The organism is Stutzerimonas stutzeri (assembly GCF_000590475.1).
Taxonomy (GTDB): Bacteria; Pseudomonadota; Gammaproteobacteria; order Pseudomonadales; family Pseudomonadaceae; genus Stutzerimonas; species Stutzerimonas stutzeri_D.
This window is the reverse complement of the sequence record NZ_CP007441.1, coordinates 1,456,791-1,482,679: the sequence shown is the minus strand read 5'-3', so window position 1 is coordinate 1,482,679 and position 25,889 is coordinate 1,456,791. Positions and strand designations below refer to the sequence as shown.

Genomic DNA, 25,889 nt, shown 5'->3' with positions numbered 1-25,889 from the left:
AATCTCGCTGGCTGGCCAGTCGTGGGGAGCCGGCCGGTCGCACGGTGACGACCGGTCACGATTTATCAAGCGTTATACCTTAAACAGGCGTCTGAAGCGGGGCAACCGCTGCACTTGCGTGTTGCACATGCGGCATCATAAATCCAGGCAGTTCGCTGCGAACTTGTAAGGCGCGACTGCGTCCGGGATGGCCGCTGTGCGGCAAGCCTGATAAAATCGCGCGCTTTCCGCAGACCGGTCCGGCGCCTTCGCCACATTGAGACAACAGTCTCGCCCCACCGGTCGCCCCGCACTCTCCTCACAGGTCCGGATTATGAGCAAGCAACCCTCCATCAGCTACAAGGACGCAGGTGTCGACATCGATGCAGGCGAGGCGCTGGTCGAACGCATCAAGGGCGTGGCCAAGCGCACCGCGCGTCCTGAAGTCATGGGCGGCCTGGGCGGCTTCGGCGCGCTCTGCGAGATCCCAGCCGGCTATAAGCAGCCGGTGCTTGTATCCGGTACCGATGGCGTAGGGACCAAGCTGCGCCTGGCACTGAACCTGAATCAACACGACAGCATCGGCCAAGACCTGGTAGCCATGTGCGTCAACGACCTGGTGGTCTGTGGCGCCGAGCCGCTGTTTTTTCTCGACTACTACGCCACTGGCAAACTCAATGTCGACATCGCCGCGACCGTAGTGACCGGTATCGGCGCCGGCTGCGAGCTGGCCGGCTGCTCGCTGGTAGGCGGCGAGACGGCCGAGATGCCGGGCATGTATGAAGGCGAAGACTACGATCTGGCTGGTTTCTGCGTCGGCGTGGTAGAGAAAAGCGAAATCATCGACGGCTCGGCAGTGACTGCCGGCGATGCGTTGATTGCGCTGCCTTCTTCCGGCCCGCATTCCAATGGCTATTCGCTAATCCGCAAGATCATCGAAGTAGCCGGCGCCGATATCGAAAACACCCAACTCGATGGCAAGCCGCTCACCGAGCTGCTGATGGCGCCGACCCGCATCTACGTCAAGCCACTGCTCAAGCTGATCAAGGACACCGGTGCGGTCAAGGCCATGGCGCACATCACCGGCGGCGGCCTGCTGGACAACATCCCGCGCGTGCTACCCGAAGACAGCCAGGCCGTTATCGACGTCGCCAGCTGGCAGCGTCCGGCGGTTTTCGACTGGCTGCAGCAGCAGGGCAATGTCGATGAGCATGAAATGCACCGTGTGCTGAATTGCGGTGTCGGCATGGTCATCTGCGTTGCTCAGGAGCAGGTCGAGACCGTTCTCGACAATCTGCGCAGCTCTGGCGAAAGCCCTTGGGTGATCGGGCAGATCGCATCGGCTGACGAAGCTGCCGAACGCGTCGTGTTGAACAATCTGAAAAGTCATTGATGAGCGCACCCTGCAACGTCGTGGTGCTGATTTCAGGGTCTGGCAGCAATCTGCAGGCTCTGATCGATAGCCTGGGCGAAGACAATCCAGTACGTATTTGCGCGGTTGTTTCGAATCGTGCCGAGGCACTCGGCCTGCAGCGTGCGCAAACCGCCGGAATTGCCACGCACGTGGTGCAGCACAAAGGGTTTACCGACCGCGAAGCATTCGATGCTGCGTTGATGCACGTCATCGATGCGCACCAGCCACAGCTCGTGGTGCTGGCCGGCTTCATGCGCATTCTCACTCCTGGCTTCGTCCGTCACTACCAGGGCCGGCTGCTTAATATTCATCCGTCCCTGCTGCCGAAGTACAAGGGGCTGGATACCCATCGCCGCGCACTCGATGCCGGCGACCGCGAGCATGGCTGCAGCGTGCATTTCGTCACCGAAGAGCTCGATGGTGGACCGGTCGCCGTACAGGCTGCATTCGCCGTAGAAGAGGACGAAAGCATCGGTCAGTTGACCGATCGGGTGCATACGGCGGAGCACATCATCTACCCACTGGCCGTTCGCTGGTTCGCCGAAGGCCGCTTGCGCCTTACCGAGCAAGGCGCGATGCTGGATGGCGCCCCATTGCCGGTTACCGGCCATCTGTTACGAATCTAGGAGATCTTATGCGTCGCGCCTTGCTGCTTGCTCTTGCGGTACTGGCTCTGCCAGTTCAGGCCTTGGAGCTCAAGCCCTTCTCCGCCAGCTACACCGCAGACTGGAAACAGATACCTGTCAGTGGCACCGCCCAGCGCAGCCTGGAAAAGCACGAGGGTGACACCTGGGAGCTTGAGTTCGAAGCCTCCATGTTGGTGGCCAGTTTCAATGAACGCAGCACGTTCAAGGTCGAGGGCGAAAGCTTCCTGCCGCAGAAATACCGCTTGAAGCGCAGCGGGCTCGGCAAGGGCAAGACCATCAAGCATGATTTCGACTGGGCCGCCAAACAGGTCGTCGGCGAAGATCGCGGCGACCCGGTCAAGCTGCCGCTCAACCGCGGTCTGCTGGACAAGTCCACCTACCAGATAGCGCTTCAACACGCCGTGGCGGCGGGTGAAAAGAGCATGAGCTACCAGGTCGTCGATGGCGATGAAATCGAAACCTATGACTTCCGCGTACTCGGCGAGGAAAAGGTCAGCACCAAAGCTGGCCAGGTCGACGCAATCAAGGTGGAGCGCGTGCGCGATCCGACGCAGAGCGCGCGCCAGACCATTCTCTGGTTCGCCACCGATTGGGATTACCTGCTCGTCCGCCTGCATCAGATAGAAAAGGACGGCAAGGAATACCAGATCATGCTCGAAGAAGGCACCGTTGACGGCAAAGCCGTCAAGGGTAACTGATTCCAACCGCGCCAGCCTGCTGGCGCGGTACCACCCGTTGCCACGCCGAGTCGTCCATGACCTATCCCCGCGCCTTGCTGCTCCTTCTGCTGTCGATTCTGGCCGGCTGCCAAGCGTTGCCCTGGCACGACGGGCCTCCCCAGCAAGCGGTCGAACGGCTGCAGGGTGAGGTCACGCGCAACGAAGGCATGCTGCTGTTGCATAGCTGCCAGGGTCAGCGGAAGGTCGAGCTGCTCGATGCCGGGGCGACTGGATTGCCTGACGACCAGGCGTTGCTTTCCGATGGCGGCCGGTCGCTGTTCGCAGATGTGCGTGGCAGGTTGATCTCACGCGCCGATGGCAGCAGCCAAATGCAACTGACCCAGGTCTACCGCCTGCAAAGCGAAGGCCCTGGGTGCGACGCGAGCGGATTCAACCAGCTAGCGCTGCGCGCTGGCGGTCACGAGCCGGGCTGGAGCGTTCGGATCACGTCCAAAGGCATGTTGCTTGAGCGACCCGACCAAGCGCCGCTAGCTGTGCCGTATCTGGAGGAGCAACTGCCGGGTGGGCAGACCAGCTTCAGTAGCGAAGCCAACAGCCAGCGCCTCGATCTCTGGGTCGCCCCGCAACGCTGCGTCGACAGTGCCACCGGTACCATCAGCCACCTGACCGCCGAACTGCGCCTCGATAACCAGACCCTGCGTGGCTGCGCCTACTACGGCGGCGCCCGCAGCGAATGAACCTATCGAAGCGCGTATCGGCGCGCTTCTTCACGCTTCGAAGATCCCGACCATGAATGACGACCTGTCCCTTCTGCAGCCCTACCCGTTCGAGAAACTTCGCGTGTTGCTCGCCGGCGCGCAACCGCCGTCCGACAAGCGCCCGATTGCGCTATCGATAGGCGAGCCGAAACACTCATCGCCTGACTTTGTCGCCCAGTCCCTAGCCGCCAACCTCGACCAGCTCGCGGTCTACCCATCCACCCTGGGGATTCCTGCGCTACGTGAGTCGATTGCCCGTTGGTGCGAGCGTCGCTTCGGCGTGGCGGCGGGCAGCGTCGACCCGGCGCGCCACGTCCTGCCGGTCAATGGTACCCGCGAGGCGCTCTTCGCCTTCACTCAGGCTGTGGTCAACCGCAGCGCCGATGCGCTGGTGATCAGTCCCAACCCGTTCTACCAGATCTACGAAGGCGCGACGCTTCTGGCCGGCGCCGTGCCGTATTACCTACCTTGCACCGCCGAGAACGGTTTCAATCCGGACTTCGATGCGGTCTCGGCCGAAACTTGGCAGCGTACACAGATCCTCTTCCTCTGCTCACCCGGCAACCCGACCGGCGCCCTGGTGCCGCTCGACACGCTCAAGCGGCTGATCGCGCTGGCCGACCAGCATGACTTCGTCATCGCCGCGGATGAGTGTTACAGCGAACTGTACTTCGATGAAGCGCTCCCGCCGGCGGGGCTACTGACCGCCTGTGCTGCGCTGGGTCGTGAGGACTTCAAGCGCTGCGTGGTCTTCCACAGCCTGTCCAAGCGCTCGAACTTGCCGGGGCTGCGCTCCGGATTCGTTGCCGGCGACGCGGACATTCTCAAGGCGTTTCTGCTCTACCGCACCTATCACGGCTGCGCCATGCCGGTGCAGACGCAGCTGGCCAGCATCGCCGCCTGGAATGACGAGACGCACGTACAGGCCAATCGTCAGCTGTATCGCGAGAAATTCGATGCGGTGCTGGACATCCTCACGCCCGTGATGGATGTGCAGCGTCCCGATGGCGGCTTCTACCTATGGCCGAAGACGCCCATCCATGACCAGCAATTCACACGCGAACTCTTTACAGCGGAGCACGTGACGGTGGTTCCCGGTTCCTACCTGTCACGCGAAGTGGATGGTTTCAGTCCTGGCGCGGGTCGAGTACGTATGGCGCTGGTAGCGCCGCTTGTCGACTGCGTCGAGGCTGCCCAGCGAATCCGCGCGTTCATCGCCACGTTGTGATGCCAAAGCCGGACGTTGCGGCGTCCGGCTTGCCGGTTCAGGCAACGCCTGGCGGAATCTTGTCCTTGCCGTAGTCGCGCAGCTTTTCCAGGTTTTCCGGCTTCATATGTTCCGGAATATCTGCTGTGGTGGCGTCATCGCGCTTGTCGCGCTCATCCACATCCGGCTTTTCGGGCTCGTTCATGGCGTCCTCCGTCAGATTGCGTTTTCTTCCCAGATTAGCTCACCGTCGTCACTGACCTCCCGGACCTTGGTCAGGGCCGCTTCGGCTGCGACGTCGGCCTCGGATGCCAAATCGTAACGCCGACCGTTGGCGACCTTGAATACATGGGCGTTTTCTTCCGTACCACGACGCTTCACGGCAATCACCGCCTCGAAACCGTCATCGGCAGGGACGGCGGACGAAATGGCCTCATGGTTTTCGAAATGCTTGCGTGCCATACATGACCTCATCGTTGCGATTGTGATCAATGGACAACGAACGGGGAGCAAAAGGTCGAACGACACCTTAACGACCTTGCAGCTGAACCGATAGCCGTTGCCGTGACTCCACCCATTACAGACGATCGGGAGCCCAGCCATGCCCATGAACGAAACCTACTCCCTCAGCGCTCCTTCGCGAGACGAGGTCAATGGCCTCGACGGTTATACCCTTCTCGAATTCGGCACCGCCTGGTGCGGTCATTGCCGCTTGGCGCAGCCGCTGCTAAGCAACGCGATGGCCGAGCGCGACCTACGCCACCTGAAAATCGAGGACGGACCAGGCCGCCCGCTTGGCCGCTCATTCCGGGTCAAGCTCTGGCCGACCCTGATTTTGATGCGCCAGGGAGAGGAAGTGGGACGCGTGGTGCGTCCTACCGACATGCAGGTGATCAAGCAACTGCTCAGCCAAGCCGATGGCGCCACGGGCTGAGTGACCTGGCCTCCCTGAGCCTGAGCGCACAGCGCATCCTGCCGGGCAGCGCCCCATCGGGCGGCAGGCTTCGCCGCATCGTGGCATAATCCGCGACCCAGTTTGGCCGGAGAATGCGGAGCTGTTATGCCCGAGAAACACAAAGGACTCTGTCTGTACGGCATCAAGGCGTGCGACACGATGAAAAAGGCCCGTACCTGGCTCGATCAGCAGGGGCTAAGCTATGACTTCCATGACTACAAGAGCGCCGGGATCGACCGCGCCCACCTGGAAGCCTGGTGCGATGAACATGGCTGGCAGATCGTACTCAACCGTGCAGGCACCACATTCCGAAAGCTGGACGACACGCAGAAGGCCGACCTCGATCAGGCCAAGGCCATCGAGCTGATGCTGGCCCAACCGTCGATGATCAAACGCCCGGTGCTCGATCTGGGCGACAAGACGCTGATCGGCTTCAAGCCGGACAGCTACGCTGCCGAGCTGGCGGCCAAGAACTGACACCGCTCGCCATGACGAGCGTGATGGATAAAAGAAGGATTCCCTAATGAGCAATACTCTATTCAGCCTGGCCTTCGGCGTTGGCACTCAGAATCGCCAGGGCACCTGGCTGGAAGTTTTCTATGCGCAGCCGCTGCTTCGCCCGGCCGGTGAACTGGTGGCGGCCATTGCCCCACTGCTCGGTTATGAAGGCGGCAACCAGGCGATTGCCATCAGCACCACCCAAGCCGCACAACTGGCCGATGCGATCAAGCCGCTCGATGCCGCCCAGCACGCGCTGCTGACTCGCCTGGCCGAAAGCCAGCGCCCATTGGTGGTCACGCTGTTGGCCGAAGACGCTCCGCTGACCTCCACCCCCGAGGCCTATCTCAAGCTACACCTGCTCTCCCATCGCCTGGTAAAGCCGCACGGTTTGAACCTGACGGGCATCTTCCCGCTACTGCCCAACGTCGCCTGGACCAACCAGGGGGCTGTGGATCTGGCCGAACTGGCCGAGCGCCAACTGGAAGCGCGCCTGAAGGGCTATCTGCTGGAAGTCGTTTCCGTCGACAAATTCCCCAAGATGACCGACTACGTGGTGCCGGCCGGTGTTCGTATCGCCGACAGCGCACGTATCCGCCTCGGCGCCTATGTCGGTGAAGGCACCACGGTTATGCATGAAGGTTTCGTCAACTTCAACGCCGGCACCGAAGGCCCGGGCATGATCGAAGGCCGCGTCTCGGCTGGCGTGTTCGTCGGCAAGGGCTCGGACCTGGGCGGCGGCTGTTCGACCATGGGCACCCTGTCCGGTGGCGGCAACATTGTCATCTCCGTCGGTGAAGGCTGCCTGATCGGTGCCAATGCCGGCATCGGTATCCCGCTGGGCGATCGCAACACCGTGGAATCGGGCCTGTACATCACGGCCGGCACCAAGGTGAACCTCCTCGATGAGCAAGGCGAACTGGTCAAGGCGGTCAAGGCTCGCGAGCTGGCCGGTCAAGCCGACCTGCTGTTCCGCCGCAACTCGCTGACCGGCGCGGTCGAATGCAAGACGCACAAGTCCGCGATCGAGCTGAACGAGGCGCTGCACGCGCACAACTAAGCGCAGCGCCGTGACGCAGCCAGGCGGGACGACGTATCGTCCGCCTGCCCGCGCAGTTCCTCCATCAGGCGTCCCGTCCTGCTTTCAGGAGTGTCCATGTCGCTGATATCCCCCTGGCGCGCCGACTTCCCCGCTTTGGCCATTCTCGAGGCACAGGGACAGACCTACCTCGACAGTGCCGCCACCGCACAGAAGCCACAGGCGCTGATCGACGCCCTCACCGGCTACTACACCTGCGGCACCGCCAACGTGCATCGCGCCCAGCATCAGCCGGCCGAGCGCGCCACCCGCGCGTTCGAGGACGCACGAATCAAGGTGGCCCGCTGGCTGAACGCATCCTGCCCGACCGAGATCGTGTTTACCCGCGGCGCCACCGAGGCGCTGAATCTACTCGCCTACGGGCTGGAACATATGGTCGAAGCGGGCGATGAAATCGTCGTCAGTGCCGTCGAGCACCACGCCAACCTGTTGCCTTGGCAACAGCTGGCCAGGCGCCGCGATGCCAAGCTGATCGTGCTGCCACTGGATACGCGCGGCCTCATCGATATGGACGCCGCGGCGAATCTCATTGGCCCGCGTACCCGCCTGCTGGCCGTCAGTCAGTTGTCCAACGTGATCGGCACCTGGCAGCCACTGATCAGTCTGCTTCCGCTGGCCAAGGCGCAGGGCGCGCTGACAGTTGTCGATGGTGCCCAGGGTGTCGTGCATGGACGTCACGACATGCAGGGACTCGCCTGCGACTTCTACGTGCTGTCCAGCCACAAGCTCTACGGCCCGGAAGGCGTCGGAGCGCTTTATGGCCGCGGCGAGTCGCTGCTTAAACTCAAGCACTGGCAATTCGGTGGCGAGATGGTCCGCATCGCCGATTATCAGCACGCCGAATTTCATGCCGCCCCGCTGGGATTCGAAGCGGGAACGCCGCCCATCGGTGGCGTGATCGGCCTGGGCGCGACGCTCGACTACCTGTCGAAGCTCGACGCCACTGCGGTCATCGGCCACGAGCAGGCGCTGCACATGAAATTGCTTGCCGGGCTGACGGTGCGCGATGGCGTCAAGCTACTCGGCGAGCCTCAGGTGGCACTCGCCAGTTTCACCGTGGAGGGCATACACCATGGCGATCTTGCCCATCTGCTCACCGAGCAGGGAATCGCCGTGCGCAGCGGCACGCACTGCGCTCAGCCACTGCTGAAGACCCTAGGTGTGGAAGGCGCGACCCGCGTGTCACTGGGGCTGTACAACGACGGCCTCGACCTGGAGCGCTTCTTCGGTGCGCTGGATCAGGCTTTGGACATGCTGCGATGAACGAACTGCCGGAGGCGGCGGCGGAAGCCCTGGCGGCCTTCCAACAAGCCGCCGGCTGGGAACAGCGCGCGCGGCTGTTGATGCAATGGGGCGATCGTCTCGACCCGCTTGCCGATGGCGAGCGCGTTGAAGCCAATCTGGTGGCCGGTTGCGACAGCAAGGTCTGGCTGGTCGGCGAACGACATGATGATCGCTGGCATTTCCGCGGCGCCAGCGAGGCACGACTGTTACGCGGTCTGCTCGCCGTGTTGCTGGTCCGGGTCGATAGTCTGACGGTGGACGAGTTGCAACGCATCGACGTGACGGAGTGGTTCAGCCAGCTGGGGCTTTCCCGCCAGCTCAGCCCGTCCCGGGCCAACGGCATGAACGCGGTGCTCGCGCGAATGCGCACACTGGCATCGACAGACTGAGCGAGTCTGCTCAGCTAACGGCAGGCCCGGGCTTTCGCTCAGCAGGCCGCCGCGCTCCGGCAACCAGCTTGTCCACCGCTCGCGCGGCCGCCACCAAACCAAAGCTGGCGGTAACCATCATCGCCGCGCCGAAACCGCCGGCACAGTCCAGCTTAACCCCTTCGCCAACAAAACTCTTGCTCTGACAAACGCCGCCATCCGGCTTGGGATAGCGCAGCTGCTCGGTAGAAAACACGCATGGCACGCTGTAGGTGCGCCCCGGCGTTCGCGAGAAGTTGTACTCGCGACGCAGCAGCGAGCGCACTTTTGCCGCCAGCGGGTCATTGAAGGTCTTGTTCAGGTCGGTGACCTGGATCTGCGTTGGATCGACCTGCCCTCCCGCACCACCCGTGGCGATGATCTGGATCTTGCGGCGCTTGCACCAGGCGATCAGTGCCGCCTTGGCCGGCACGCTGTCGATGCAGTCAATGACGCAATCCATCTGTTCGGTGATGTACTCAGCCATGGTTTCGCGGGTGACGAAGTCGGCGACCGCATGCACCACACACGCCGGACTGATCGCCTGTATCCGTGCGGCCATCTCAGCGACCTTGGGTTTGCCGACGGCACCCTCAAGCGCTTGCACCTGACGGTTGGTGTTGGTGATGCAGACATCGTCCAGGTCGAACAGGCTGATTTCACCCACACCACTGCGTGCCAGCGCTTCGGCCACCCAGGAACCGACCCCGCCGATGCCAACGACCGCCACATGCGCAGCGGCCAGGCGCTCAAGCCCCTCTGAGCCGTAAAGACGGGCAATACCGCCGAAACGTTGATCATCGATAGCCATGCCGAACCCCCAGAAAAACCGTGACAGATTATAGGGCGTTCGCCCGCCCGACACAGCGTAGTCAACTCGCATCTTCGAGCGAACGCGACGCATGGCGCGTCCCGGCGGTGAACGAAAATTGCCACATCAGCCGAGCCCCGGCCGCTACCGGTTTGCTTTAATATGACGCCCCTTTCCCGCCTGCCTCGGAGCCGTGATGACCGCCGCCGCCCTCTCCCCGACCCTCCAACTGGCCTGTGAGCTGATCAATCGGCCGTCGGTCACGCCGCTGGACGAGGGCTGCCAGCAGTTGATGAGCGAACGTCTCGCAGCCTGCGGTTTCGCGATCGAGCCGATGCACATCGAGGACGTGGAAAATTTCTGGGCGATTCGCGGCTATGACGGGCCGGTACTGTGCTTCGCCGGCCATACCGACGTGGTCCCCACCGGCCCGCTGCAGGCTTGGCAGAACCCGCCGTTCGCGGCTCGCATCGATGAACAGGGCATGCTCCATGGCCGTGGCGCGGCGGACATGAAGGGCAGCCTGGCTTCGATGATCGTTGCCGTGGAGCGTTTTACCGCGGCCTATCCCAACCACAAGGGACAGATCGCTTTCCTCATCACTAGCGACGAAGAAGGCCCGGCACACCATGGCACTAAGGCCGTGGTCGAGCGCCTGCGTGAGCGCGGCCAGCGGCTTGACTGGTGCATCGTCGGCGAGCCTTCGAGCACCAACTTGGTCGGCGACGTGGTGAAGAATGGGCGCCGTGGCTCACTCGGCGGCACCCTGACGGTGCGCGGCCAACAGGGCCACGTGGCCTATCCGCACCTGGCGAAGAATCCGATTCATCTCGCCGCGCCGGCATTGGCCGAACTGGCTGCCGAGCACTGGGACGATGGCAACGCGTTCTTCCCCCCGACTAGTTTCCAGATTTCCAACCTGAACTCAGGTACCGGCGCCACCAATGTCATCCCCGGCACGCTCGAAGCGGTGTTCAATTTCCGCTTTTCCACCGAATCCACGGTCGAAGAACTACAGAAACGCACCACAGCGATTCTCGACAAACATGGTCTGGACTGGAGTGTCGACTGGGCGTTGTCGGGCCTGCCATTTCTTACCGAACCCGGTGAGCTGCTCGATGGCGTAGCTGCGGCGATCCGCAGCGTCACCGGTCGCGAAACCACGCCGTCTACCAGCGGTGGTACATCCGATGGCCGCTTCATCGCCACGCTCGGCACCCAGGTGGTCGAGCTGGGCCCGGTCAATGCGACGATCCACCAAGTGGACGAACACATCCTCGCCAGTGACCTCGACCTACTGACCGAGATCTACTACCAGGCCTTGGTCAACCTGCTCGCATGATGATCTGCCCGCTCTGCCACGGGGCACTCGTCGCGGTCGACAATGGCGTCGCCTGCCCGGCCAACCACCGTTTCGACCGGGCCCGCCAGGGCTACCTCAACCTGCTGCCAGTACAGCACAAGAACAGCCGCGACCCCGGCGACAATCAGGCGATGGTCGAAGCCCGTCGCCGCTTCCTCGACGGCCGCCACTATGCCCCGCTGGCGGCTCGACTGGCGCAGCTGGCAGCCGAGCGTTCGCCGAGTCGCTGGCTGGATATCGGGTGTGGCGAGGGTTACTACACCGCACAGATCGCCCAGGCGCTGCCGACAGCCGCGGGTTACGCACTGGACATCTCGCGCGAGGCGGTCAAGCGCGCCTGCAAAAGAGCCCCACAGCTGGAATGGCTTGTCGCAAGCATGGCTAGAGTGCCACTGGCCGATGCCAGTTGCGGCCTGCTGGCCAGCGTCTTCAGCCCGCTGGACTGGCAGGAAGCACGCCGCCTGCTCACACCCGGTGGCGGCCTGCTGCGCATGGGCCCGACCCGCGAGCATCTGTGGGAACTGCGTGGTCTGCTGTATGACGAAATACGCGACTACGACGATGAAAAACACCTGTCGCTGATCCCCGACGGCATGCATCTGGCGCATAGCGAGACGCTGACCTACGAACTGCAGCTGGACGACTCACAGGCCCGTGCCGATCTGCTGGCCATGACGCCGCACGGCTGGCGCGCCAGCGCCGAACGCCGGGCCAAGGTGATCGATACACCGCTCAAGGTGCGGGTTGCGATACGCTACGATTGGATCGAGCGAAACCGCTAGAGCGCTTCAAGACGGTCTTGGCGCGGCCAGAAGCCACGTCCTTCCACCACCCACAGACTTGCAACCTCACAGACAAGGCCACCGCCCATGCGTCAACCGGATATCGAGATCTACCTCAGGGACGCCAGCCAGGACGCCGTAACTGAATGGCTGAACCAGGCTGTCGGACGCTGCTCTCCCTGGCAAGCCAAGGGCAAGACATTCAAATGCATGGCCGGCGATGTCCCGGTGACCTGGTTCCCGAAGGCAGTCGGTAAATGGCACAGCTTGCTACTGGAAAGCGATGCGACCCCATGGGGCGACGACGTCTCCTGCGCACGCGCCGCTTATCAGGCATTGGGGGTGGAGATCCGCTGCGCACCAGGTGGCTGGCAAGAAGAAGAGTCAGTCGAAAACGCCGATCGCTGGATCAGCGTCAGCGAGCGCGGCGAAGCGGAAATTCTCTGGCGCACGGAATGAATGCCGGCTCGCACAGGAGCGTTTCGGGTGATGCCCGCCCTGCCACCAGACAGCTAACTCTTTCGCGATTTCTGAGCGCGACAAAGGCCGAACTCTCAGAGATCTGCCTTTTTACGTTCGGCTATTCGGGGCGACCAATCGGAAAGAACTGGCCATGGCTCCAGACACCCAACCAGCGGGTGCCATCAATCTCGCACGGGACCGCCAACTCGACCAACTGATAGAAAACATTGCGATGAATCAGCGCTTCGAGATTGGCGCGCACATGCACATAGGGCGCAGGCTCCTGGCTCTCTGGATCCAGTTCGACCCGCATCGGATGCTCCGCACCCGCTTCGGTTTCGTCACCGACATTGGTGACGAAGCGAAGCACCTGGGCTTCGCCGCTGCCCTCGATCTTCAACTCGATCGCCACGAAGGGTGCGTCATCAACGGTAATACCTACCTTCTCTACCGGCGTCACTAGAAAGTAATCGTCGCCGTCTCGTCGAATGACCGTGGAAAACAGCCTCACCATGGCAGGCCTTCCGATCGGCGTACCCATATAGAACCAGCTACCGTCGCGGGCGATTCGCATATCCAGATCGCCGCAGAAGGGAGGATTCCACAAGTGAACCGGTGGCAGGCCCTTGTCGGTCTCTGGAATCTGACCCAGCAGATTCGCGGCTTTTCCAGCATCGCTCATGTGCGCTCCTTAGCGGCTGAGGCCTGTTAGGCGTCGGGCATAGTCGCGCAACGGCGGCCCCAACAAGACCTGCGGTGTCGCATCATAGATGTTCAGCAGCCCTCCGCGGCTGCGAATCCGCGCCGTATCGACCAGATACCGATTCCCGGTTTCGATCAGCATCAGCTGAACCACGCTGGTATCGACACCCAGCCGATCGACCGCGCGCTGATCGTTGAGCTCGTCGAAACTGCCGATGCGGTCATCGGCCGCAGCAAATCGCGTGTACAGCAAGTAATGGGCACCAACAGCGGCCGCCTGGTTCAATGCCTCTTCCAATCCTGCAGGCTCTGGAGCACGACGAACCAGCGGAAAATATTCGACAAATCCCTTGAACGCTTCTTCGGCCACCACGTTAGGCCGCGGATAAGTATTACCGGGCGGGACGAAGTGGCCCTGGGCAATGTAGATGAACGAATCGGGCTGTAGACGCCATGACGCGGACCTTACGGTCTCGCTGTGGTCAAGAAAGCCGACGTCTCGCAGTTGGCTGCGAGTGCCCTCGGCCATGTCGCTGACCTGCATGCAGCCGCTCAAAACCAGTGCGGCCACGATAAGGCTAACTACTTTCATCTTTGCTCCTGCCACTGACGGAAAACCGGCGAATAGCGAAGCAATGCAGCAAACAAGCCAGCTCTGTGCAAACGGCTTTTAGGCATACGCTGCCATTCCTCGCTGCGGCTCTCAATTACGTGTTGAGCCGGGCCCACGACCCATCTCATCAGGCCTGGCTCCTGTTTCGCCGGGCGCAACGTGCTCTGCGGCCTTGTTACTAGTCGCGCTTGCGCTTGTTACCCATCCGTACGCCGATATCCATCAAGAACTGGAAGAAACCTTCCTGATCTTCGAGGACGTTGCTCCAGAACGGTGAGTGATAAAGCGCTACTGCGCCGTGCACCAACGCCCAGGCCGCGCAATAGTGGAAATAGGGAGGTACGTCCTCGAGCTTGCCTTCAGCAATGCGTCCCTTGATCAGTTGGGTCAGATGATCGAAGTTGGAAGCGCGAATCCGGTGGAGTTCCTCGACCATGTCCGGGACCTGATTGCCCTTGACGACCTTCTCTTCGAGGCGATCGAACAACCGATAGCGCTGAGGATCACGCATACGGAATTCAAAGTAGGCGCGAGACAGCGCCTCCTTGTCCTGATCCAGGCTCGGTGAATGCAACAGCTCATTCAGGTCCCGCTCATAGTCGAGCATGAGCCGCAGATAGATTTCGGCTTTGGATTTGAAATGCTTGTAGATAGTACCTTTGCCGATGCCCACCCTGTCGGCGATCATCTCGACGGTGACACTGTCTTCTCCTTGATCAAGGAACAGCTGGAGCGCTGTATCAAGAATCTCTTGCTCGCGACGGCGAAATTCGCGGACCTTCCGGGGTTCATTTTGCATAAGAGGCTGCGGCTTGAAATCGAAGCAGATGATTATGCCCATCTAGTCAGAAAATGCACGGAACATCTCTTATGAGTACGTTGAATGACGAATTCCCTCAAATCGAAGGTTTGCGGTACCTGAATCACGCCGCTGTCGCACCCTGGCCTCGCCGAGCAACTGAAGCGGTGACCGCCTTTGCACAACAGAGCATGACCGTCGGCGCGCGAGACTATCCACAGTGGCTGACAGTCGAAAGCAGATTGCGTGATCGCCTGGCCAGGATGCTCAACGCACCAGCGTCGACCGATATCGCGCTGGTCAAGAACACCTCAGAAGCACTGTCATTCGTGGCGTTCGGCCTGGATTGGAACGCGGGCGACCAGATCGTCATCAGTGACGAAGAGTTTCCGTCCAACCGGGTCGTCTGGGAGGCTTTGCAACCTCAGGGCGTGGAAGTGATACAGGTCAGCCTCAAGGGCGACGATCCAGAATCCGCACTGTTGGCCGCCTGCGGGCCCAAGGTACGCCTGATGGCGATCAGCGCCGTGCAGTACGCCACCGGTCTGCGGCTCGATCTGCCCAGGCTGGGCGAAGGCTGCGAGCAACGTGGTGTGCTGTTGTGCATCGATGCGATCCAACAGCTCGGCGCACTCGCGTTCGACGTTGAGCAATACCGGTGCGCCTTCGCAATGGCTGATGGACACAAATGGCTGATGGGACCGGAGGGCCTCGGCGTCTTTTACTGCCGCAGCGATCTGCGCGCCGAACTGAAGCTCCACGAATACGGCTGGCATATGCTTGAGCATGCAGGTGATTACGACCGCAGCGACTGGCAGCCAGCCCGCAGCGCGCGTCGCTTCGAGTGCGGCAGCCCGAATATGCTCGGCGCCATGGCATTGGATGCGAGCCTGTCGCTGCTTGAAGAAATCGGCATGAGGGAAGTGAGCCGAGCGCTTGCCGAACGCATCGATCAGTTGCAGCGCGGGCTATCGGCCATGCCCGGCGTCGAGCTATTGAGCTCGACCGATCCGTTGCGGCAGGCAGGAATCATGACTTTTAGGGCCGAAGGCTGGGAAAACGCAGCGCTGTTCCAACAGCTCCAGGCCGAACAGATCGTGTGTGCTCTTCGTGGCGGTGGCATACGGCTCTCGCCGCACTTCTATACGCGTCCAGAGATCATCGAACAGACATTAACCGTCGTTCGCGGCTTGCTTGCAAAGTGAGCGATCAAGGCTCGCGTAACTATTCCAAATCCGTTTTAAAAAGCGCGTGAATCGCCCGGCAGAGTTGTCGATCCGGGCCAATACTTCAGGCACTGGCCGCGCAATCCCCCCAATGCTCGGCCAGCTGAGGGAGCGAGGAACGTGACCTCAAACTCCTAATGGTCTTGGCCCGGCTCATTGCGACGCCGGGTTTTTTTTTGGCTGGTGATGGCGACACGCTTTAGCATTCAGCCAAGCGCGGCGCGCCGACTGGAAAGCCGAAGCCGGAAGCACACCCAGATGAACAGGACCCATATCGGGATGGCAATGATCGAGGTACGTAATCCCGGCATCGAGAGCATGATCGCCGCAATCAGCGCCACGAAAGCCAGGCACAGATAGTTGCTGAACGGGCACCAGAACGCCTTGAACGAGGGATTGACACCCTGCGCCGTCATCGTCTTGCGAAACTTCAGGTGAGCGAGGCTGATCATCGCCCAGTTGATCAGTAGCGCCGCGACCACGAGTGACATGAGCAACTCTAGGGCGGCTTGAGGCAGCAGATAATTCACCAGCACGCAGAACATGGTCACGAGTGCCGAAAGCGCGATGGCCAGAACCGGAACCCCTCGGCGGTTAACCGTCATCAACACTTTCGGTGCGTCGCCCTGCTCGGCCAGGCCGTACAGCATCCGGCTGTTGCAATAGACGCCGCTGTTGTAGACCGAGAGGGCAGCCGTCAGCACTACGAAGTTAAGAATATGTGCCGCGGTGTCGCTGCCGATCAGCGAAAAGATCTGCACAAAGGGGCTACCGCTGTAGGGGTCACCGGCCGATCCCAGTGTTACCAGCAAAGTGTCCCAGGGATACAACGCCAGCAGGACGCTCAGCGCGCCGATATAAAAGATCAGGATGCGGTAGACCACTTGGTTGATGGCCTTGGGAATGACGATCTTCGGCTCCGATGCTTCTGCAGCGGTAATCCCCACCAGCTCCAGCCCGCCGAAGGAAAACATGATGATCGCCAGGGCCATTACCATTCCGTTGACGCCGTTGGGGAAGAAACCGCCATGGCTCCATAAATTGCTGAAGCTGGCCTGCTCACCGCCCTCCCCGCTCAATAGCAAATACAGGCCCAGCGCGATCATTCCGATGATGGCGCCGACCTTGATGATCGCGAACCAGAATTCGGTCTCGCCAAAGGTCTTCACGTTCACCAGATTGATGAGGTTGATCAATATAAAAAAGGCCGCCGCGGTGCCCCAGGTCGGCACGTCGGGCCACCAGAACTGCACGTACTTGCCGACCGCCGTCAGTTCGGCCATACCCACCAACACGTAGAGCACCCAGTAATTCCAGCCGGAGAGAAAGCCCGCATACGGCGTCCAGTATTTGTGGGCGAAATGGCTGAAGGACCCCGCGACCGGCTCCTCGACGATCATCTCGCCAAGTTGGCGCATGATTAAAAAGGCGATCAGTCCGCCAATGGCGTAGCCGAGAATCATCGACGGCCCCGCGCTGCGGAGCACGCCGGCGGAGCCGAGAAAAAGCCCCGTGCCGATGGCACCTCCAAGCGCGATTAGCTGGATATGGCGATTTTTCAGGCCACGCTGAAGCGGCCCGGTATGCAACGTCTCGCTGGACATGGCGTCACCTTGATCGGTCTGTGACGAAGAAGCGGTACGGCTCATGACGGTGATGCGGAGCCAAATTGAGGCCTCGTGTCCGCATGCCTAGGTTCAGGCATGCGCATCGAAGCGGCGCGAATTGTACATGGCAGGAGATGGATGCGGATTGGCATCCGCCGCCTCGAACGCAGTGAGCGGCCTCGATCAGCCCGCGACCCGGGCCAACGGAAAGAGTCGCTTGAAGTTAGCCGTGGTCTGCTCGGCGAGGGCGTCGAAACCGACTCCGCGCAGCTCGGCAAGAAACTCAGCGACCTCGCGCACGTATTGAGGCAGGTTCGGCTTGCCGCGATGGGGAATAGGAGCCAAGTAAGGCGAATCCGTCTCCACCAGCAGGCGATCCGCCGGCACGCGGCGGGCCACGTCTCGAAGCGCATCGGCATTGCGGAAGGTCACGATTCCGGAGAGCGAGATGTAGAAGCCCAGATCCAGCGCCGCCTTGGCCATGTCCCAGTCTTCGGTGAAGCAATGCAATACACCGGCCTGCGGCAGTGCCGCTTCGCGAAGCAGCGCCAGCGTGTCGGCACGTGCCGCTCGGGTGTGTACGATCACTGGTTTGCCGCAGATTCGAGCGGCCTCCAGATGTAGACGAAAGGAGTGCTGCTGCAAGTCGGCAGCTTCGGGTTCGTAATGATAGTCGAGCCCGGTTTCGCCAATCGCTACCACGCCAGGCCCCTCCAGTTCCCGCAACAACCAGTCCAGCGCGGGTTCGGCGCCAGGCTCGAGATCCAGCGGATGCACGCCTATCGAGCAGTCGACATCGTCATAGCGCTGGGCAAGTGCCTTGACCGCCGCGGTGTTTTCGACGCTGACGCCAATACACAGAAAATGCCCGACACCACGCTGGCGTGCGGTATTCAGCGCCGCATCGAGAGAACCGCCGTGTACGGCGAGATCAAGACGATCAAGGTGGCAATGAGAGTCAACCAACATGGCGAATTACCCGAACAGAAATCGCGCCATTGTAGAGCAAAGCATCGGAGGGTCGCAGCCAGGCCTGATCGGTCACGTGCGAATTAAGGGAGTCGACAGAACACAGGAAACCGCTAAGTGATCTTCGCCACCGCGGTTACATGGTATGTGTTGGCCGATCGGACTTCATGGCTCCAGCCAGATAGGTTTCGATCTTGTTACGGGCGGTCGAATCACCCTCATTGAACTGCACGCCGACGCCCGCGGCTCGGTTGCCCTGCGCGCCTTTGGGGGTAATCCACACGACCTTGCCGGCGACAGGGATCTTTTCCGGCTCGTCCATCAGGCTCAGCAGCATGAATACTTCATCGCCGAGCTTGTAGCTTTTGTTGGTAGGAATGAACAAGCCACCATGCTTGATGAACGGCATGTATGCCGCATAGAGCACCGATTTATCCTTGATGGTCAGGGACAGAATGCCGTTACGCGGACCAAGGTTTGCAGGCAGGCTCATGCGGTATTCCTAACAACAGTTCCGGTGGATTCTAGCCTGGCTCGGGCAAGCTTGCCCACTGCACCAAGAGCGCTTCGAGAAGCAAGACACGGTTAAGGTTGGCTTTGCCCAGCACTTTCTGCCGGTGGGCCAACAACCAGTCCTGCAATGCCAGCAGCCTGGCGGGCGACGTCTTCTGCGCCAGATATTGAATAACTTTCTGCATATCGGCAGCGCCAAGCCCTGCTTCATCCCCGGTCATCTGAAAACGCAGGATCAGATGCGCCCACTCACAGAACCAATCGAACAGCAAAATCAGCGACAGCGGATTCCAGGTCTCGGCCAGCTGACTGGGAGACTGCTGTCGCTTGAGCAGCTTTTTCACCCCTTCGACCACCTGCACGCGCATGTCCAGCACACCGCCATCATGCAACTTGAGCGCTGCAAGGGGCGAGTTAGCCGCCAATGTCAGCAACTCCTCGCGCTGAGTCGCCGAGAGATCCTGAAGCTTGCCGGCAATCCAGTCCAAGCTTTGCTGGCGACCGGGCAAGGGGCAACTTTGCTGCACGCAACGGCTCTTGATTGTGGGCAGCAGCCGGCTGGGTTGATGACTGATCAACAGCAGCACGGTATTGCCAGCAGGTTCTTCGAGACTCTTGAGAAGCGCGTTGGCGGCATTCAAGTTCATCGCCTCGGCCGGCTCGAGCAGAACCACCTTGCGCCCACCGAGCTGCGCCGTTTGACTTACAAACCCAACCAGTTGGCGAACCTGGTCGACACGAATGGCCTTGTCGACCTCCTCCGGCTCCAGGACGTAATGATCGGGATGGGTATGCGCCGCCAGAAGCATGCAACCCTTGCAGCGTCCGCAGGCACCGCTCGGTGCCGGATGCTGACACAGCAGGAGCGCCATTAACCGTTCGGCCAGTGCGCGCTTGCCGATACCCGCAGGGCCATGCAGAAGGTAAGCATGGGCATGCTGTTGACGACCCGCCAGCAGCTGCCACAGGCCGGCCTGCCAGGGAAGAATGCCGTCGTCAGCCAAGGGCACGCTCCAACAACTCGGGCAACAGCGCGTCCAGATCTTGCTGCACCGTCGACAGCGATTGACTCGCATCGAGCACACGATAACGCTGCGGGACCTGGCGCGCGCGATCGAGATAAGCACTGCGCACAGCCTCGAAGAAGTCCAGACCCTCCTGTTCGAACCGATCGAGGCGCCCACGCGCCGCGGCGCGGCTCAAACCGATCTCCACAGGCAAATCGAAAATCAAGGTCATGTCCGGGCGCATCTCACCTTGCACGAAGGTTTCAAGCTGCTCGATGCGCTGAAAGGACAGGCCACGGCCTCCGCCCTGATAGGCATAGGTGGCATCTGTAAAGCGGTCACAAAGCACCACAGCGCCACGCGCCAGCGCAGGACGGATGACCCCGGCAAGATGCTGTGCGCGCGCCGCGAACATCAATAGCAGCTCCGTATCGCTGCTCATCGGTTCATCTGCAGGCGTTAACAACAGTTCGCGGATACGTTCGGCCAGTGGCGTCCCGCCGGGTTCGCGGGTCAGCACGACGTCAAGGCCGCGATCACGCAGACGCTGCGCCAGGTACTCACGGTTGGTGCTTTTGCCCGCGCCTTCGGGCCCTTCCAAGGTAATAAAGAATCCTGTCACTGCATATTCTCGATCGGCGCCGGGGATTGCCGGGGAGGAGGACTGGAGCGATAGTCGGCGCGGCGCTTGAGCTGGTATTCACGCACCGCACGATTGTGCTCGTCCAGCGAATCACTGAACACATGGCTACCGTCGCCACGCGCGACGAAGTAAAGGCTTTTTCCCTCAGCCGGATGCAACGCGGCGTGAATGGCCTCGCGGCCGACCATGGCGATCGGCGTGGGTGGCAGCCCGCTGTTGGTGTAGGTGTTGTAGGGCGTCGGTCTGCGCAGGTCGTTACGGGTGATCCGTCCGCGATATCGCTCGCCCATGCCGTAGATGACCGTCGGGTCGGTCTGCAGCAGCATACCGCGCTCCAGACGACGCACGAAGACGCCGGCGATTTCGCCTCGCTCTGAAGGCACACCCGTTTCCTTTTCGATGATCGAGGCCATGATCAGCGCCTGATAAGCGTCTTGATAAGGCAGGCCTTCACCGCGCTGCGCCCATTCCTCGGCCAGAACGGTTTCCAGATGCGAAAAGGCCCGTTGAAGCAGCTCAACGTCGGTAACTCCGCGGGTAAAGCGATAGGTGTCTGGAAAGAACCGTCCTTCCGGGTGCAAACCCGCTTGGCCCAGCCGCACCATGATCTCGGCGTCCGACAGGCCGCGCAGCGTCTGCTGAATCGTAGGCAGCATTTCCAGTGCGGCGCGAACCTGGCGAAAATTCCACCCCTCGACAATCGTCAGGCTGTGTTGAACAACCTCTCCCCGCTGCCATAGCCCGATCATGTCGCGGGCGGTCATTTCCGGGCGCAATTGATATTCGCCGCTGTGCAATGTCTGCCCGGAAAGATTCAGGCGCCAATACAGTCGCAACCAGAATGAGCCGTTCAGCGTCCCGTCTCGCTCCAAACGCTGAAACAAGCCACTGGGCGTATCTCCAGATTCGACTTCCAGCGTCTGCGCCTCACCAAGCTGCAAGGGCTGCACCAAAGTGGCGTGAAGTTTCCAAGCAACCAGGCCGAGCGTTAGCGCGGCGACCAGCACGGCGCCCAAGAGCGCAAAACACAATTTTCGAATCACGAATTACTCGACAGATCAGCTACCAGGCGTTGAAGTTTACGTGTGAGCGGACCCACCGGCCACACGCTGGCTTCCAATTGCCGCACAGGCCAGATGCCATAAAGGCTATTACAAACGAAGACCTCATCCGCGTCGAACAGCTGCCCCAGCGATACGTCATCAATCTTGCACTGAATCCCGGACTGACGCGCTCGTTCGAGGATTTCGTCACGCATCACGCCAGCCACACCACACCGGCGAAGTGATGGTGTCAGCAGTACGCCGGACTCCACAATGAAGAGATTACTAGACACCGCCTCTACCACGCGTCCGGACGTATCGCGCATCAACCCCTCTGCGAAGGCAGGGTCCTGCCATTCGGCACGCGCCAATACCTGCTCCAGACGATTGAGGTGTTTCAGCCCGGCCAGCACCGGCTGCTCAGCGAGGCGAGTCGCACAGGGATACAGACGAACACCCTCCTCGCGGTGCTTGGCCGGGAGGTCTGGCAGCGGAGAGCCCATCAGCACGATGCGTGGCTGGCAGGCGACGGGTGGACCGTAGCCACGCTTCCCGTCACCGCGCGTCAGGATAAGCTTGGCTACGCCAGTACCCAGTGCCGCGCTAAAGGCAGTAATTTGCGTGCGAAGAGTGACCAAATCAACTGGGATAGCGAAACGCTGGCATCCAAGGCCGAGACGACTCAAATGACGGTCCAGTAGCTCTGGCAAACCGTTGACGACCTTCATCGTCTCGAACAGGCCGTCTCCGTACGCGAGCCCCCGATCGCGGACCGACAACCCGTCAGCGGGTCGCCCGTCCACCCAGCTCAACGTCACTCGGCGAACCGACGGAAAACCAGTGACCCATTGGTGCCGCCAAAACCAAAGGAGTTGGAAACGGCTACCTCGATCGCCCTGGGTTTCGCTTCGTGAGGTACGAAGTCAAGATCGCACCCCTCATCGGGCTCATCGAGATTGATCGTTGGCGGAGCCACTTGATCGCGAATGGCAAGTACACTGAAGATCGCTTCGACGGCACCTGCGGCGCCCAACAAATGACCGACCATTGACTTCGTCGAGCTTACCGACAGCTCGTAGGCATGACTGCCGAGAACGGTTTTTATCGCGGCAGCCTCGGCCTTGTCGCCAGCAGGCGTGGACGTGCCGTGCGCATTGATGTAGTCCACCTGAGCCGCATCGATCTTGGCGTCCACGATCGCGTTGCGAATGCAGCGGGCCGCACCCGCGCCGTCTTCCGGTGGCGAAGTCATGTGGAAGGCATCGGCACTCATGCCGAAACCGATCAGCTCGGCGTAGATTTTGGCGCCACGCGCTTTGGCATGCTCGAGCTCTTCGAGCACCAATGCACCCGCCCCATCCGACAGCACAAAACCGTCACGCGCCTTATCCCAGGGGCGGCTGGCCGCTGCCGGATCGTCATTTCGGGTAGACAACGCCCGCGCCGCAGCGAAGCCGCCAATGCCGAGACCGCTGGCCGCCATTTCCGAACCGCCCGCTACCATCACGTCCGCCTCGCCATAGGCGATATTGCGAGCGGCCATGCCGATACAATGCGTACCTGTGGTGCAAGCCGTAGCGATGGCGTAGTTCGGGCCTTGCAATCCCAAATGGATCGACAGAAAGCCGGAAACCATATTGATGATCGAGCCCGGTACAAAAAATGGCGAAATACGTCGCGGCCCCTGCTCGATCAATGCTTTGCAACTATTTTCAATATTGGTCAGGCCGCCAATACCCGAGCCCATCGCGACGCCGACGCGCTCGCGGTTGGCATCGGTGATTTCCAGCCCGGAATCACGCACCGCCTGGAAGCTGGCAGCTAGACCGTACTGAATGAACAGGTCGAGCTTGCGTGCTTCTTTAGCCGGCAAGTACTGCTCGACGTCAAAATTCTTGACCGATCCGCCAAAGCGCGTGGAATAAGCGGAGAGATCCATATGTTCTATCAGGCCGATACCACTGCGGCCGGCGAGAATCCCCTGCCAGCTGCTTGGCACATCGTTACCCAGCGGCGATAGCATGCCCATCCCGGTGATTACGACGCGTCTACGCGACACAGCATTCTCCTTACGTTTATTCGACTCGCTCTGCTCCGCCAACACACGCAACAGGCAAAGGCCAACCATCACAGACTCGCGCGCAGGGGCACGACCAGCTGGATTCAACTAACTCAAACAAAAGCCGCACTGCCCGTTCAAGGCAGTGCGGCTTACTGGTTCGAAGCAGGATTACAACTTACTGCGCGTGCGCGTTGATGTAATCGATAGCTTCTTGAACAGTGGTGATCTTCTCGGCTTGCTCGTCCGGGATTTCAGTCTCGAATTCCTCTTCCAGAGCCATCACCAGCTCAACGGTGTCAAGGGAGTCGGCACCCAGGTCTTCGACAAAGGAAGCGCTGTTGGTAACTTCCTCTTCTTTGACGCCAAGTTGCTCGGCAACGATTTTCTTGACGCGTTCTTCGATGGTGCTCATACCTTGTTTTCACTCCTATGGAAAAATCAGGCAGCTGGTCTGCGCGGTAGTGTATAGAAAGCGTTTTCCGCATTTCAAGCTGAAAGCGGGCAAGCATGAACCTGCTTTCAACCATCTGTCTATAAACAGGCCGCAGTTTTATAACGAAACTAATCAGCCGTTATGACTGCATACATGCGTTGGACGTCACATTAGCTCATGTACATACCACCATTCACCGGAACCGTAGCTCCTGTGACATAGGCAGCGCCGTCAGAAGCTAGGAAGGCGACGACCTTGGCAATCTCTTCCGCTTGCCCAAGACGACCCAACGGGATCTGCCCCAGCAACGCGTCACGCTGAGCTTCGGGAAGCTCACGCGTCATATCTGTATCGATGAAGCCCGGCGCCACGGCATTGACCGTGATGCCGCGCGAGCCGACTTCACGGGCCAACGCTCGGCTGAAACCTTCGAGTCCGGCCTTGGCCGCAGCGTAGTTTACCTGTCCAGCATTGCCCATGGCACCTACCACGGAGCCGATGCTGATAATTCGCCCCCAGCGCGCCTTGGTCATGCCGCGCAGGACACCTTTGGTCAGACGGTACAGGCTGCTGAGATTGGTATTGATCACATCATGCCATTCATCGTCTTTCATCCGCAGCATAAGGTTGTCACGGGTGATGCCTGCGTTGTTCACCAAGATAGCCGGCTGGCCGAGATGCTGCTGAATGTGCTCCAGTGTGGTGGCGACGGATTCGTCACGGGTGACGTCCAACACCAGGCCTGCGCCCTCGATACCATTTTCCTTTAGCGTCTCGGCGATGCGCTCGGCCCCCGAAGAAGAGGTCGCCGTGCCGATCACAATAGCGCCCTGGCGACCGAGCTCCAGCGCGATGGCTTGGCCGATGCCGCGGCTGGCGCCTGTCACCAGGGCGACCTTGCCTTGCAGATTCATAAATATCTCCTTGTTCAGACCAGCGCGCCACGAGTGGCAGCGAAAGCTTCTGGGGTTTCCAGGTTATAGGTATTGATGCCCTTGACGCAGCGTTTGTTGAGGCCGGACAGCACTTTGCCCGGGCCACACTCGACCAAATCGGTCACGCCCTGCGCATTCAACGCAACAATGGTCTCAACCCAGCGAACCGGGCTGTAGAGCTGGGCCAGAAGATCATGTTTGAGCGTATCGAGATCGGATACGATCGCCGCGCTGACATTCTGGACCAACGGAATCTGAGGCGCCTGCCAGGCGGCTGCAGTTACGGATTCGGCAAAACGCTCAGCCGCAGGACGCATCAGCGCACAATGCGACGGCACGCTGACCGGCAGCGGCATGGCGCGCTTGGCGCCCTTGGCCTTACAGACCTCGATAGCACGCTCGACGGCCGCAGCGCTGCCGGCAATCACTACCTGACCAGGCGCATTGAAATTGACGGCACTGACCACTTCGCCCTGCGCGGCTTCGCTACAGGCCGCCAATACATCGGCATCATCCAGCCCGAGGATCGCTGCCATACCGCCGGAACCAGCAGGAACGGCTTGTTGCATGAGCTGGCCACGCAGCTCGACCAGCTTTACTGCGTCAACGAATGGCAGACTGCCTGCGGCGACCAGAGCAGAATATTCGCCGAGGCTATGGCCTGCAACGAACGCTGGCTTCGCGCCGCCTCCAGCCAGCCACAGGCGCCACAGCGCTATCGAAGCAGTCAGAATCGCAGGCTGAGTCTTATCGGTCTGATTCAGCTGCTCCGCTGGGCCTTGCTGGGAAAGCGCCCAGAGGTCGTACCCCAGTGCGGACGAGGCTTCAGCGAAAGTATCGATGACCAGGGATTGCTGGGCGCCGTGCTCGGCAAGCATGCCGAGAGCTTGGGAGCCCTGCCCCGGAAAGACGAATGCAAGTGATGCGGACATGAAACGGCTCTCTTGTGGTTGTTCGTCAGAAGAATACGCCACGGGGACGCACCGAATTG

Annotated in this window: 31 protein-coding genes; 14 read left to right on the top strand and 17 right to left on the bottom strand. The window is 60.9% G+C overall.

The window, feature by feature from the left end; translation table 11 throughout:
• Positions 1 to 313: 313 nt before the first annotated feature.
• The 5 genes from purM to dapC are packed head-to-tail and all read left to right on the top strand — an operon-like array spanning position 314 to position 4,706.
• On the top strand, positions 314 to 1,372 hold the full coding sequence (gene purM, locus CH92_RS06890; RefSeq protein ID WP_025241045.1) for a phosphoribosylformylglycinamidine cyclo-ligase: 1,059 nt from the start codon (positions 314 to 316) through the stop codon (positions 1,370 to 1,372).
• Complete coding sequence (gene purN, locus CH92_RS06885) at positions 1,372 to 2,019, top strand: phosphoribosylglycinamide formyltransferase (protein ID WP_025241044.1); 648 nt, start codon at positions 1,372 to 1,374, stop codon at positions 2,017 to 2,019. Before purM ends, purN begins: the two co-directional genes overlap by 1 nt.
• 8 nt (positions 2,020 to 2,027) lie before the next feature.
• A complete protein-coding gene (locus tag CH92_RS06880) occupies positions 2,028 to 2,738 on the top strand; it encodes a DUF3108 domain-containing protein (RefSeq protein ID WP_025241043.1) in 711 nt (236 codons plus the stop codon).
• A 56-nt stretch (positions 2,739 to 2,794) separates the two neighbouring features.
• Positions 2,795 to 3,457, top strand: coding sequence for a COG3650 family protein (locus CH92_RS06875; protein ID WP_025241042.1), 663 nt, complete (start codon positions 2,795 to 2,797; stop codon positions 3,455 to 3,457).
• Positions 3,458 to 3,509: 52 nt separating this feature from the next.
• Positions 3,510 to 4,706, top strand: a complete 1,197-nt coding sequence (dapC, locus tag CH92_RS06870) for a succinyldiaminopimelate transaminase (protein WP_025241041.1) — start codon at positions 3,510 to 3,512, stop codon at positions 4,704 to 4,706.
• Positions 4,707 to 4,743: 37 nt separating this feature from the next.
• Here the strand turns inward: dapC and CH92_RS22010 are convergent, their stop codons facing one another.
• The gene (locus CH92_RS22010) at positions 4,744 to 4,890 is read right to left on the bottom strand and encodes a hypothetical protein (RefSeq protein WP_158491117.1); all 147 of its coding nucleotides are present in this window, start codon (positions 4,888 to 4,890) and stop codon (positions 4,744 to 4,746) included.
• An 11-nt stretch (positions 4,891 to 4,901) separates the two neighbouring features.
• Positions 4,902 to 5,147 (bottom strand): hypothetical protein, encoded by a 246-nt coding sequence (locus tag CH92_RS06865; protein WP_025241040.1) that lies wholly within the window; start codon positions 5,145 to 5,147, stop codon positions 4,902 to 4,904.
• 139 nt (positions 5,148 to 5,286) lie between these two features.
• Between CH92_RS06865 and CH92_RS06860 the strand changes: the two genes are divergently transcribed.
• The 5 genes from CH92_RS06860 (at position 5,287) to CH92_RS06840 (ending at position 8,910) form a co-directional block, all read left to right on the top strand.
• Positions 5,287 to 5,619 carry a thioredoxin family protein gene (locus CH92_RS06860; RefSeq protein ID WP_025241039.1) on the top strand — a complete coding sequence of 111 codons (333 nt, stop codon included), beginning with the start codon at positions 5,287 to 5,289 and terminating at the stop codon, positions 5,617 to 5,619.
• 126 nt (positions 5,620 to 5,745) lie between these two features.
• Positions 5,746 to 6,117: an ArsC family reductase gene (locus CH92_RS06855; RefSeq protein ID WP_025241038.1), complete on the top strand. Its 372-nt coding sequence runs from the start codon at positions 5,746 to 5,748 to the stop codon at positions 6,115 to 6,117.
• Positions 6,118 to 6,163: 46 nt separating this feature from the next.
• Complete coding sequence (gene dapD, locus CH92_RS06850) at positions 6,164 to 7,198, top strand: 2,3,4,5-tetrahydropyridine-2,6-dicarboxylate N-succinyltransferase (RefSeq protein WP_025241037.1); 1,035 nt, start codon at positions 6,164 to 6,166, stop codon at positions 7,196 to 7,198.
• A 96-nt stretch (positions 7,199 to 7,294) separates the two neighbouring features.
• Positions 7,295 to 8,500 (top strand): aminotransferase class V-fold PLP-dependent enzyme, encoded by a 1,206-nt coding sequence (locus CH92_RS06845; protein WP_025241036.1) that lies wholly within the window; start codon positions 7,295 to 7,297, stop codon positions 8,498 to 8,500.
• Positions 8,497 to 8,910: a SufE family protein gene (locus CH92_RS06840; RefSeq protein WP_025241035.1), complete on the top strand. Its 414-nt coding sequence runs from the start codon at positions 8,497 to 8,499 to the stop codon at positions 8,908 to 8,910. The genes CH92_RS06845 and CH92_RS06840 overlap by 4 nt, the downstream gene beginning before the upstream one ends.
• Before the next feature lie 10 nt (positions 8,911 to 8,920).
• Here the strand turns inward: CH92_RS06840 and tcdA are convergent, their stop codons facing one another.
• A complete protein-coding gene (gene tcdA, locus CH92_RS06835) occupies positions 8,921 to 9,739 on the bottom strand; it encodes a tRNA cyclic N6-threonylcarbamoyladenosine(37) synthase TcdA (RefSeq protein WP_025241034.1) in 819 nt (272 codons plus the stop codon).
• A gap of 196 nt (positions 9,740 to 9,935) precedes the next feature.
• Between tcdA and dapE the strand changes: the two genes are divergently transcribed.
• The 3 genes from dapE (at position 9,936) to CH92_RS06820 (ending at position 12,343) form a co-directional block, all read left to right on the top strand.
• Positions 9,936 to 11,081 carry a succinyl-diaminopimelate desuccinylase gene (gene dapE / locus CH92_RS06830; protein WP_025241033.1) on the top strand — a complete coding sequence of 382 codons (1,146 nt, stop codon included), beginning with the start codon at positions 9,936 to 9,938 and terminating at the stop codon, positions 11,079 to 11,081.
• The gene (locus CH92_RS06825) at positions 11,078 to 11,884 is read left to right on the top strand and encodes a putative RNA methyltransferase (RefSeq protein ID WP_025241032.1); all 807 of its coding nucleotides are present in this window, start codon (positions 11,078 to 11,080) and stop codon (positions 11,882 to 11,884) included. The genes dapE and CH92_RS06825 overlap by 4 nt, the downstream gene beginning before the upstream one ends.
• An 87-nt stretch (positions 11,885 to 11,971) precedes the next feature.
• Positions 11,972 to 12,343 (top strand): hypothetical protein, encoded by a 372-nt coding sequence (locus CH92_RS06820; protein ID WP_025241031.1) that lies wholly within the window; start codon positions 11,972 to 11,974, stop codon positions 12,341 to 12,343.
• A 121-nt stretch (positions 12,344 to 12,464) separates the two neighbouring features.
• Here the strand turns inward: CH92_RS06820 and CH92_RS06815 are convergent, their stop codons facing one another.
• From CH92_RS06815 to CH92_RS06805, 3 genes are all read right to left on the bottom strand, one after another.
• A complete protein-coding gene (locus CH92_RS06815; protein WP_025241030.1) occupies positions 12,465 to 13,028 on the bottom strand; it encodes a DUF1285 domain-containing protein in 564 nt (187 codons plus the stop codon).
• 9 nt (positions 13,029 to 13,037) lie between these two features.
• Complete coding sequence (locus CH92_RS06810) at positions 13,038 to 13,640, bottom strand: DUF4823 domain-containing protein (protein WP_025241029.1); 603 nt, start codon at positions 13,638 to 13,640, stop codon at positions 13,038 to 13,040.
• Between the two features lie 199 nt (positions 13,641 to 13,839).
• A complete protein-coding gene (locus CH92_RS06805; RefSeq protein ID WP_025241028.1) occupies positions 13,840 to 14,460 on the bottom strand; it encodes a TetR/AcrR family transcriptional regulator in 621 nt (206 codons plus the stop codon).
• A 71-nt stretch (positions 14,461 to 14,531) separates the two neighbouring features.
• Between CH92_RS06805 and CH92_RS06800 the strand changes: the two genes are divergently transcribed.
• Positions 14,532 to 15,665, top strand: a complete 1,134-nt coding sequence (locus tag CH92_RS06800; protein WP_025241027.1) for an aminotransferase class V-fold PLP-dependent enzyme — start codon at positions 14,532 to 14,534, stop codon at positions 15,663 to 15,665.
• Positions 15,666 to 15,892: 227 nt separating this feature from the next.
• On the opposite strand, the gene CH92_RS06795 is transcribed toward CH92_RS06800, so the two are convergent.
• The 11 genes from CH92_RS06795 to fabD form a co-directional block, all read right to left on the bottom strand.
• The gene (locus tag CH92_RS06795) at positions 15,893 to 17,290 is read right to left on the bottom strand and encodes an amino acid permease (protein WP_025241026.1); all 1,398 of its coding nucleotides are present in this window, start codon (positions 17,288 to 17,290) and stop codon (positions 15,893 to 15,895) included.
• Positions 17,291 to 17,476: 186 nt separating this feature from the next.
• Positions 17,477 to 18,262, bottom strand: a complete 786-nt coding sequence (locus tag CH92_RS06790) for a TatD family hydrolase (RefSeq protein ID WP_025241025.1) — start codon at positions 18,260 to 18,262, stop codon at positions 17,477 to 17,479.
• 136 nt (positions 18,263 to 18,398) lie between these two features.
• Positions 18,399 to 18,755 carry a PilZ domain-containing protein gene (locus CH92_RS06785; protein ID WP_025241024.1) on the bottom strand — a complete coding sequence of 119 codons (357 nt, stop codon included), beginning with the start codon at positions 18,753 to 18,755 and terminating at the stop codon, positions 18,399 to 18,401.
• Between the two features lie 31 nt (positions 18,756 to 18,786).
• Positions 18,787 to 19,779, bottom strand: a complete 993-nt coding sequence (locus CH92_RS06780; protein WP_025241023.1) for a DNA polymerase III subunit delta' — start codon at positions 19,777 to 19,779, stop codon at positions 18,787 to 18,789.
• Positions 19,772 to 20,404, bottom strand: a complete 633-nt coding sequence (gene tmk, locus CH92_RS06775; protein ID WP_025241022.1) for a dTMP kinase — start codon at positions 20,402 to 20,404, stop codon at positions 19,772 to 19,774. Before tmk ends, CH92_RS06780 begins: the two co-directional genes overlap by 8 nt.
• On the bottom strand, positions 20,401 to 21,468 hold the full coding sequence (gene mltG, locus CH92_RS06770) for an endolytic transglycosylase MltG (protein WP_025241021.1): 1,068 nt from the start codon (positions 21,466 to 21,468) through the stop codon (positions 20,401 to 20,403). Before mltG ends, tmk begins: the two co-directional genes overlap by 4 nt.
• Positions 21,465 to 22,280 carry an aminodeoxychorismate lyase gene (pabC, locus tag CH92_RS06765; RefSeq protein ID WP_025241020.1) on the bottom strand — a complete coding sequence of 272 codons (816 nt, stop codon included), beginning with the start codon at positions 22,278 to 22,280 and terminating at the stop codon, positions 21,465 to 21,467. The genes mltG and pabC overlap by 4 nt, the downstream gene beginning before the upstream one ends.
• 2 nt (positions 22,281 to 22,282) lie before the next feature.
• Complete coding sequence (gene fabF / locus CH92_RS06760) at positions 22,283 to 23,527, bottom strand: beta-ketoacyl-ACP synthase II (protein WP_025241019.1); 1,245 nt, start codon at positions 23,525 to 23,527, stop codon at positions 22,283 to 22,285.
• 178 nt (positions 23,528 to 23,705) lie between these two features.
• A complete protein-coding gene (gene acpP, locus CH92_RS06755; protein ID WP_003283670.1) occupies positions 23,706 to 23,942 on the bottom strand; it encodes an acyl carrier protein in 237 nt (78 codons plus the stop codon).
• A 191-nt stretch (positions 23,943 to 24,133) separates the two neighbouring features.
• Positions 24,134 to 24,877 (bottom strand): 3-oxoacyl-ACP reductase FabG, encoded by a 744-nt coding sequence (gene fabG / locus CH92_RS06750; protein WP_025241018.1) that lies wholly within the window; start codon positions 24,875 to 24,877, stop codon positions 24,134 to 24,136.
• Positions 24,878 to 24,891: 14 nt separating this feature from the next.
• Complete coding sequence (gene fabD / locus CH92_RS06745) at positions 24,892 to 25,830, bottom strand: ACP S-malonyltransferase (protein ID WP_025241017.1); 939 nt, start codon at positions 25,828 to 25,830, stop codon at positions 24,892 to 24,894.
• Positions 25,831 to 25,889: the final 59 nt, after the last annotated feature.

Excerpts from the sequence above, each read along its gene's own strand:
- fabD (WP_025241017.1), bottom strand. The coding sequence starts at position 25,830 with ATGTCCGCATCACTTGCATTCGTCTTTCCGGGGCAGGGCTCCCAAGCT.
- purM (WP_025241045.1), top strand. The coding sequence starts at position 314 with ATGAGCAAGCAACCCTCCATCAGCTACAAGGACGCAGGTGTCGACATC.
- CH92_RS06815 (WP_025241030.1), bottom strand. The coding sequence starts at position 13,028 with ATGAGCGATGCTGGAAAAGCCGCGAATCTGCTGGGTCAGATTCCAGAG.
- CH92_RS22010 (WP_158491117.1), bottom strand. The coding sequence starts at position 4,890 with ATGAACGAGCCCGAAAAGCCGGATGTGGATGAGCGCGACAAGCGCGAT.
- CH92_RS06805 (WP_025241028.1), bottom strand. The coding sequence starts at position 14,460 with ATGCAAAATGAACCCCGGAAGGTCCGCGAATTTCGCCGTCGCGAGCAA.
- tcdA (WP_025241034.1), bottom strand. The coding sequence starts at position 9,739 with ATGGCTATCGATGATCAACGTTTCGGCGGTATTGCCCGTCTTTACGGC.
- CH92_RS06840 (WP_025241035.1), top strand. The coding sequence starts at position 8,497 with ATGAACGAACTGCCGGAGGCGGCGGCGGAAGCCCTGGCGGCCTTCCAA.
- purN (WP_025241044.1), top strand. The coding sequence starts at position 1,372 with ATGAGCGCACCCTGCAACGTCGTGGTGCTGATTTCAGGGTCTGGCAGC.
- acpP (WP_003283670.1), bottom strand. The coding sequence starts at position 23,942 with ATGAGCACCATCGAAGAACGCGTCAAGAAAATCGTTGCCGAGCAACTT.
- fabG (WP_025241018.1), bottom strand. The coding sequence starts at position 24,877 with ATGAATCTGCAAGGCAAGGTCGCCCTGGTGACAGGCGCCAGCCGCGGC.
- CH92_RS06875 (WP_025241042.1), top strand. The coding sequence starts at position 2,795 with ATGACCTATCCCCGCGCCTTGCTGCTCCTTCTGCTGTCGATTCTGGCC.
- CH92_RS06855 (WP_025241038.1), top strand. The coding sequence starts at position 5,746 with ATGCCCGAGAAACACAAAGGACTCTGTCTGTACGGCATCAAGGCGTGC.
- CH92_RS06800 (WP_025241027.1), top strand. The coding sequence starts at position 14,532 with ATGAGTACGTTGAATGACGAATTCCCTCAAATCGAAGGTTTGCGGTAC.
- CH92_RS06790 (WP_025241025.1), bottom strand. The coding sequence starts at position 18,262 with ATGTTGGTTGACTCTCATTGCCACCTTGATCGTCTTGATCTCGCCGTA.
- CH92_RS06820 (WP_025241031.1), top strand. The coding sequence starts at position 11,972 with ATGCGTCAACCGGATATCGAGATCTACCTCAGGGACGCCAGCCAGGAC.
- CH92_RS06860 (WP_025241039.1), top strand. The coding sequence starts at position 5,287 with ATGCCCATGAACGAAACCTACTCCCTCAGCGCTCCTTCGCGAGACGAG.
- CH92_RS06845 (WP_025241036.1), top strand. The coding sequence starts at position 7,295 with ATGTCGCTGATATCCCCCTGGCGCGCCGACTTCCCCGCTTTGGCCATT.
- CH92_RS06825 (WP_025241032.1), top strand. The coding sequence starts at position 11,078 with ATGATGATCTGCCCGCTCTGCCACGGGGCACTCGTCGCGGTCGACAAT.
- dapE (WP_025241033.1), top strand. The coding sequence starts at position 9,936 with ATGACCGCCGCCGCCCTCTCCCCGACCCTCCAACTGGCCTGTGAGCTG.
- CH92_RS06880 (WP_025241043.1), top strand. The coding sequence starts at position 2,028 with ATGCGTCGCGCCTTGCTGCTTGCTCTTGCGGTACTGGCTCTGCCAGTT.
- dapC (WP_025241041.1), top strand. The coding sequence starts at position 3,510 with ATGAATGACGACCTGTCCCTTCTGCAGCCCTACCCGTTCGAGAAACTT.
- CH92_RS06785 (WP_025241024.1), bottom strand. The coding sequence starts at position 18,755 with ATGAGCCTGCCTGCAAACCTTGGTCCGCGTAACGGCATTCTGTCCCTG.
- CH92_RS06795 (WP_025241026.1), bottom strand. The coding sequence starts at position 17,290 with ATGTCCAGCGAGACGTTGCATACCGGGCCGCTTCAGCGTGGCCTGAAA.
- CH92_RS06865 (WP_025241040.1), bottom strand. The coding sequence starts at position 5,147 with ATGGCACGCAAGCATTTCGAAAACCATGAGGCCATTTCGTCCGCCGTC.
- CH92_RS06810 (WP_025241029.1), bottom strand. The coding sequence starts at position 13,640 with ATGAAAGTAGTTAGCCTTATCGTGGCCGCACTGGTTTTGAGCGGCTGC.
- dapD (WP_025241037.1), top strand. The coding sequence starts at position 6,164 with ATGAGCAATACTCTATTCAGCCTGGCCTTCGGCGTTGGCACTCAGAAT.